Source organism: Okeania hirsuta, assembly GCF_003838195.1.
Lineage (GTDB): Bacteria > Cyanobacteriota > Cyanobacteriia > Cyanobacteriales > Microcoleaceae > Okeania > Okeania hirsuta.
This window is the reverse complement of sequence record NZ_RCBY01000315.1, coordinates 1-6765: the sequence shown is the minus strand read 5'-3', so window position 1 is coordinate 6765 and position 6765 is coordinate 1. Positions and strand designations below refer to the sequence as shown.

The 6765-nt window shown below is 39.5% G+C and carries 10 protein-coding genes; 3 read left to right on the top strand and 7 right to left on the bottom strand.

Annotated features, from left to right (window positions below; genetic code table 11):
• Nucleotides 1–368: 368 nt before the first annotated feature.
• The 3 genes from D5R40_RS29035 to D5R40_RS29025 all read left to right on the top strand — a co-directional run bounded on the left by D5R40_RS29035 (nucleotide 369) and on the right by D5R40_RS29025 (nucleotide 1954).
• Nucleotides 369–938 carry a cytochrome b gene (locus D5R40_RS29035; RefSeq protein ID WP_124147641.1) on the top strand — a complete coding sequence of 190 codons (570 nt, stop codon included), beginning with the start codon at nucleotides 369–371 and terminating at the stop codon, nucleotides 936–938.
• Nucleotides 939–1104: 166 nt separating this feature from the next.
• A complete protein-coding gene (locus D5R40_RS29030; protein ID WP_124147642.1) occupies nucleotides 1105–1500 on the top strand; it encodes a GlcG/HbpS family heme-binding protein in 396 nt (131 codons plus the stop codon).
• Between the two features lie 94 nt (nucleotides 1501–1594).
• The gene (locus D5R40_RS29025) at nucleotides 1595–1954 is read left to right on the top strand and encodes a hypothetical protein (protein ID WP_124147643.1); all 360 of its coding nucleotides are present in this window, start codon (nucleotides 1595–1597) and stop codon (nucleotides 1952–1954) included.
• A 241-nt stretch (nucleotides 1955–2195) separates the two neighbouring features.
• On the opposite strand, the gene D5R40_RS29020 is transcribed toward D5R40_RS29025, so the two are convergent.
• The 7 genes from D5R40_RS29020 to D5R40_RS36350 all read right to left on the bottom strand — a co-directional run.
• On the bottom strand, nucleotides 2196–3269 hold the full coding sequence (locus D5R40_RS29020) for an RNA-guided endonuclease InsQ/TnpB family protein (protein ID WP_124147644.1): 1074 nt from the start codon (nucleotides 3267–3269) through the stop codon (nucleotides 2196–2198).
• A gap of 51 nt (nucleotides 3270–3320) precedes the next feature.
• Nucleotides 3321–3479, bottom strand: coding sequence for a hypothetical protein (locus D5R40_RS38245; RefSeq protein ID WP_205127562.1), 159 nt, complete (start codon nucleotides 3477–3479; stop codon nucleotides 3321–3323).
• Nucleotides 3480–3601: 122 nt separating this feature from the next.
• Entirely contained in the window at nucleotides 3602–4135 is a 534-nt protein-coding gene (locus D5R40_RS29015) for an SMP-30/gluconolactonase/LRE family protein (protein ID WP_205127563.1), read from the bottom strand.
• 3 nt (nucleotides 4136–4138) lie between these two features.
• On the bottom strand, nucleotides 4139–4837 hold the full coding sequence (locus D5R40_RS29010; protein ID WP_124147645.1) for a PEP-CTERM sorting domain-containing protein: 699 nt from the start codon (nucleotides 4835–4837) through the stop codon (nucleotides 4139–4141).
• 53 nt (nucleotides 4838–4890) lie between these two features.
• Nucleotides 4891–5244, bottom strand: a complete 354-nt coding sequence (locus tag D5R40_RS29005; RefSeq protein ID WP_124147646.1) for a phosphoribosyl-AMP cyclohydrolase — start codon at nucleotides 5242–5244, stop codon at nucleotides 4891–4893.
• Between the two features lie 528 nt (nucleotides 5245–5772).
• Complete coding sequence (locus D5R40_RS42985; protein ID WP_124147658.1) at nucleotides 5773–5937, bottom strand: transposase; 165 nt, start codon at nucleotides 5935–5937, stop codon at nucleotides 5773–5775.
• Between the two features lie 253 nt (nucleotides 5938–6190).
• Nucleotides 6191–6765 (bottom strand): hypothetical protein (locus D5R40_RS36350; RefSeq protein ID WP_161565094.1); only part of this gene is annotated, 575 nt, incomplete at its 5' end.

Sequence of the window (6765 nt, the reverse complement as noted above, 5' to 3'; positions counted from 1 at the left end):
ACTGAGCATTTATTTTTCTAACATAAACTAAATAAACATTACCATATCTGATATTGTCAGAGTTCAAAGAAAAATTAAACCTAGCGTAAGATAGAAGTTTGGCTCAATTGATACCGAGATTAACTGAAACTTAGAAATGAGCTGGCGATCGCTCTGTTACTACTAATTGGCCAGTATCAGCGATCGCTGGAAAAATTTTAAAATGATTATTTTTGTACTATCAGAATTGATTTTCGTCTAAACTTATCGCTGCCATAAAAACTTCTCAAGTAATAATGACCACAAAGTTCTTATAGAAAATTTACAATTGATATTAAATTTTAAAATTTAATAAATAGTATCACTGTAAAATAACTTGCGGGAAAATCATGGCTCAAGCTTCAAAAACAAACAAACCGAGAAAAAATTCTGCTTACCAAAATTTAATGTCAATCCATTGGTGGATGTTTAATTGTTACATTATTATATTTTTAGTTGGTTGTTTTATGTCGCGTTTGCCTAGAGAAGCCTTTGGAAGAAACTTACTTTATGATTTCCATAAATCTCTAGGAGTATTGGCAATGGCTTTATTAACTTGGCGAATTTTAACTCTATTACAAGTGTGGTGGAAGAAATATACTAAGCGATTGCCCAAGTATAGTTTTAAATGGATGCAAAAAGTAGCCCTGCATACTTCTCTTTATATCTTTATGTGGGCTGTTCCTATTAGTGGTTTCTTTTTTTCTAACTCCTTTAAAAGCAATAATGTCCGCTTTTTTGGTTTAACCTTACCTGATTTATTTCCCCAGAATAGTGACTTAGTAGACTTAGGTCGAAACATACATTTTTGGTTAGCTTATACTTTTTTAGCATTTATTATCTTACACGCGATCGATCAATTCAAGGTAGTCAAAGGATTTTGGCGACGCATTAGTAAAAGAAAAACTAAACCTAGCTAAGACAAAAATTTGGCTCAATTGATAGCGAGATTGACTGAAACTTAGAGATAATAAAATGGTATTGTCTAATAGCCTGTAATTTGCTAGTGTACTTAAAGTCTGAATATATGTTAACTCAATCAGCTAAATTAACAGACATCTAAGATCAAGTCCAATGGAGGGATTAATGGTTACATTAGAAGATGCCAGAAGAGTAATTAGTGCCGCCGAAAAAAAAGCACTCGAAATTGGTCAACCAATGAATATAGCAGTAGTGGATGGGGGAGGAAATCTGGTAGCCCATGTACGAATGGATGGAGCCTGGATCGGAAGTATCGATATCTCCATTAAAAAAGCGTATACTTCGCGGGCGTTCAATCTGGCCACTAAAGATTTAGCCGAACAGAGTCAATCAGGAGGACAATTTTTTGGGATTCATGCCTCTAACAATGGCAAAATAATGATTTTTGCTGGGGGAATCCCCCTTTACAGTGAGGGACAAGTAGTGGGGGCAATTGGAGTTAGTGGGGGGTCGGGAGAGCAAGACCATGCCGTAGCCGAAGCTGGAGCAGCCCTATTTTAATTCTTGAAAACATCATTTGAGATGGATAAGGTAAGATCAGGCTTGGAGAAGTCTATTTATTTCTTCTCGCTTGATTCTACCTTCATAGTCACAAATGATTAAGCAGTCCCTAATCTTCGATTATCAAATCCGTGCTACCTTACGTCGGAAGCATCATAATCCTCCAATCTGGATAGAGAACCATTGGCATGATTTTCAAGTTACGTTACATCTTCGCGCTCAACGTAATCCATCTGATATGTATGGATTAGATATGGTCGAGATGGAACAGCGATTACAGGAATGGGGAGAGCGTTTACCTATAATTGTCAACGATTGTCCCCTATGTCCTGGAGGAACGACTGAAGAACTCTGTTGCTATTTTGCTTCTATTCCTTTAGAGAGTCATGTGACGTTAATTGGAGTTTCCGTCGCTGAAAATTCAGAACGACTCACTTATCTATCCATTAGCTAGAAATCAAAAGGTGAGTCGTAAATTTCTCTACGAAAAAAAAATATTGCTCAAAACAATGGCTACTCTTTGGCGTTTCTTTTTGTCCAAATACCAAAAAGACTAACTGTGATAATGCCAAATAAAACCGTTCTTAGAAACCTACGATTATCTATATAAATCTATGATTTTCTCTAAATAATCAGTTCTATTCTTGCTTCTGCCTGGCAACGTCGGCGTTATCCAGTCCACAAGCTGACACGGACTAACTGCCCGCCATAGCTAAATTTAATGCTGCATTCAAGTCTCGATCACAACTAAAATAGCAGTGTTCGCACTTAAACACTCTCTCAGATAAAGATAGAGACTCTTTTACAGTTCCACACCTACTGCAAGTCTTAGAACTAGGAAACCATCTGTCAACAATTATTAGTTGAGAACCGTATAACTCACACTTGTACTTTAACTGTCTACGAAATTCGTAAAACCCCATATCAGCAACAGCTTTAGCCAGCTTATGGTTAGCCATCATTCCTGATACATTAAGGTCTTCTATTACTATCTGGCTGTGGTTTTTAGCCAAATAAGTAGTTAGTTTATGCAATGTATCTTTTCTGATGTTGGCTATCCTACTGTGTAGTCTAGCTACTTTTAGCTGTGCTTTTTTCCAGTTGTTCGAGAACTTAGTTTTATGCCTGTTTAAGTATTGCAGTCGTGATAGTTTAGATTCTAACTTTCGGTAAGACTTAGCACCAACAAAAACTTCACCAAATGATTTTACTCCTAAATCTACACCAACTACATCTATTGATTTTTCAGTAATTTGAGGTATAGTTTCTATCTTGAAACTAACAAACCATCTACCTGCTTTTTTGCTAATAGTCACAGATTTAGGAATGACATGACCGGGCAAGATTTCAAATGTTTTGACCCATCCAATTCGAGGCAATTTTATATGATTAAAACCTACCGATATTGAACCATCTAGAGTAAAACTATCATCTCTACCTTTTTTCTTAAATCTAGGTTGACCAGACACTTTGCTAAAGCAACGCTTCCAAGCAACAGATAAATACATCAAAGCATATTGAGGCGCTGTTTTAGAAACCTCGTAGTACCAGCAGTTTTTCGGTTTAACCATTGCTACTAAAAGTTTATGCAGGTCGATTGCAGTAGGAAATTTAAGTTTACTATCAGGATTATTGGAATTGTGATTCAGGATGTTTCTAGTTAGCCATAATCCCCAATTCCAGGCGTGCCTTGCAACACCAGCGTGTTTAGCTAGTAAGGTTCTTTGCTGATTATTCGGATGTAGTTCAGTTTTAAATCCAAGTAGCATAAAACAGATAATCCCAGATTTTTATAGATTATACCAGATTTTAGCCAACAGTTACAAGCCCCCCAATCGCTCAGAAGGTGTATCGGGATCGTTATCAGAGTCAGTAAAATTAACATTGCCGAATAAAGCATCAAAAGACCCATCTTGATTGGTGTCCACTCCAGTCAGTGCAGCAAATCCACTGTAGACAGAGCGATCGCCAGAAGTCACTGCTCCTAACGAACCGATAACCGTCGCCTCTCCTGTGTCAGGATTAAAGTTAATTAAGCTATCAGTATCAAGTCCACACCGTAAAGTTGATTTTCGACCGAACCAAGGCTAATAATAAAAGGTTATGCTGTTCCTAGTGCTGAACCTCGTGCTTCGTCGATCGCATCTCCGACCGCCGTTGCAGTTCCCTTGGGAGTTGCCATCCCCGTAGTCAAATCAAGGGCATGAATTTGCTGTGTGTTGAAGTTGCTATCAAAGGGGATGAGAAATCCACGCTGATCATCGAGAATGTCAAAACTGGTACTAAAGAGTCCATTTGCACTACCAATCGGCGTTAAATTAGCCGTCAATGGATCGATCTCTACCAATTGTCCTCCGGACGCAAAACCAAGCAACCGTTGATCCAGCGTTCCGGCAAGGGCTGAAGGAAGACCGGTTGTTTCAGGGAATACTGGCGTAGCTATCCCCGTACTAGAGTCAATGGCATAGATAAAGTTTTCTCGAAGATCATCATGAACATCGGGGACAGCAGGGATTAAACGCTGTCCTGAAGCATAAATTGTGGCAGCTTGAGCTTGACCAACTGATAAAAGTAATCCGAACGCCATGAGGACACACTCACTGGCTGTCCGTTTGCTAAAAATGTGATTCATCACTGTTTAACCTCTTCTAGTCAAACCTTTACATTTTCCTAGTCCCATCAGTGAAACCAATCCTAGTCCTAAAAGGCTTGTCGGTTCAGGGACTTGACTGGCAATCATCCGTTGTCCGAATTCATCCCCTGCTGCTGGGTCGTCTAACAATTGGGCGGTCGTTCGGGTGAAAAATGCCACATCTAAATGACGGCGAAAACCAATTTCTAAATCGGGAAAATCATTGCCAAAGTCGGTTAAATGAACGTGAGGAATAGCAAAACCATCTGACCCGATGGGTGCGGCTGACCAAAAATTTAACCCATCAGCCAACCTATTAGCTGGATCAATTAACACATACTCCCCAATATCAATACCATTGGGTTCGTCAAAAAAGCCATCCTGTAAGATCGTCCCCGTTGTTGTGTCGAAATTAAAATTAAAGTCGGGATAGGTCAAATGATTATCGATAAATTCTTGGATGAGATTGCCCTCTGGGTCAAAAAAGGCAATGTCAAAGGATTCAAGGTCATCCTTTCTAACAATGCCATTGTCATAATCTTTTGTCTCATCATAGCTAAATGAACCCTCAGCCCGATAACCAAGGATTTGCCCAGTCCATGACAGTTGGAAGGTTACAGCTTGGGCTGGACTGTCTGCCAAGAACACTAGACTTGTCACAACTCCAAAGACTGATACCGTAATACTTTGCCGAAAATTGAACACCTTGTTTTCTCCCAAACAAAAAAATTAGAATAATAATCATTCTCATTTTATACCTAAAAATTATGATTGTTTGAACTATTTTTTTTAAAAAAATCTAAAGCTTGGTAGTGCATCCAGAGACAATCTTGGTCATCATAAATTGTTAACTGCGCTACTTTTTGCACAAGTCCACTGGATTGATCTTTATGCCATAGTTGCTGACGACTGCGACTGTAATAGTGAGCTTCTCCCGTTTCAATGGTTTTAACTAAAGCCTCTTCGTTCATATAAGCGTGCATCAGCACTTCACCCGTGTTGACATCGGTGGTAACGACTGGAATCAAACCATTGCAGTCGAATTTGGGAGCAAGGAACAAACCTTCTTCTACTTGTTCTACTGAAGTTCTGTCAGTAAATAGGGGATTCATAGTGGCTCAACTTTTCAATTTTGATCATCATTATCCTATAAAAGGAATTCCCTTTCGCTAATTAACAGTCCACCCCAAGCAAGTAATATCATGTCCGGTTGAACAGTGATAAATAAATAACTACGGAGTCCTCAGGAGTCAGGAGTCAACCCACCCCTCGCCCTAACCCCTCCCAGGAGGGGAAGTCAGGAGTCAGGAGGGAAGAAAGAAGAAGGAAGAAAAGGTGCAAACGGTTTCTCAAAACTAATCCCAATACATCTACCACAATGTGACGTTTTCTCCCTTTCACTTTTTTCAAGCCATCCACACCTCGTTCAGGACCTCTGCTTGGTGCGCGTTCCCTAGGCGAGGAAACCTCGCCGGGGTCGCATCCGCTTTTTGATGTCCCTCCACAGATTGACTGTCAATCAGTCCCCAAGTTTGGGAATGATTTCGCCCTTCTTTTGTCCTCACTTTTGCTATCAGTCTCTCATTAATTTCTTCCCACAGATGCGTTTTAACCCAGCGACGATAGTAGCCGTATACCGTTTACCAGCAGGGGAAATCATGGGGTAATGCTCTCCATTTTATCCCATTATCAACCCAATAGAAAATTGCGTTCACAATTTCCCGCAAGTCTACTAAGCGAGGACTTCCTATCGAATTAGGGGGTGGCAAGAAATCGAAGATTTCTTGCCATTCTGAGTCAGTTATATCATGTCCGGTAGCATCGGAGCGTGTATAAAATTAAGGTGACAATAGGATAAAACCTTCTGCCTCCTGCCTCCAGCATAGCTGCCTTCCTTCCAGCAAAGTCTAATTATTCAACCGGACATGATATTAAATCAGTGGGATACGCCTTTCGGTTCGTACTTTTTTTGTGAGATTGGACTTGATTTTTGACTTGATCCTTGTTTTCTCTGTTCCTGCTGATTTGCTTGAAATTTTTTGACAAACACCTTCTCAGTTACTTTTTCACATTAATACAGTTTTGTGGCGTATCTTGGCCACTGACTATAAAATTTTGGCAAGTCATTATCAGCTGGTTGTTCTGTCCTAAAGTGTAACCAATGAGAGCTACAAAGAGAAAAATTCCGACGAGACCAATAATCAATCTACGTTTAAGAAGAAGAATCTGCGGATTGGTAAAACGGAAAAAGACATAGACTACATAGGGTAAAGAAATAGTAAGCGCCAGAATAGCTACTATATGAATCCAGAGATCATGTATTTGTCCAATTTCTGATGGGTCATCAATAATTTTAAGGATCAGCCAGATAGTTGGTAAGGAGAGTATGAAATACCCCCACGACTTTTGGCCAGGCAGAATGTTCTTTTGTACGACTATAGTTATTAAAAGAATACTCAAGGAAAATAGCCATATTGATAGAATATGTCCCAGGAAAATAACTCCGAAAGCACCAAAATTAAAACTAAGATCCCAAGCATAGTACACAAGTCCAAGGATCGGACCAACTAAAGTAGTTATATCATGTCCGTTTATATCGTTTGTGTAAACCCAAGGGTGAATATCTACAGGAA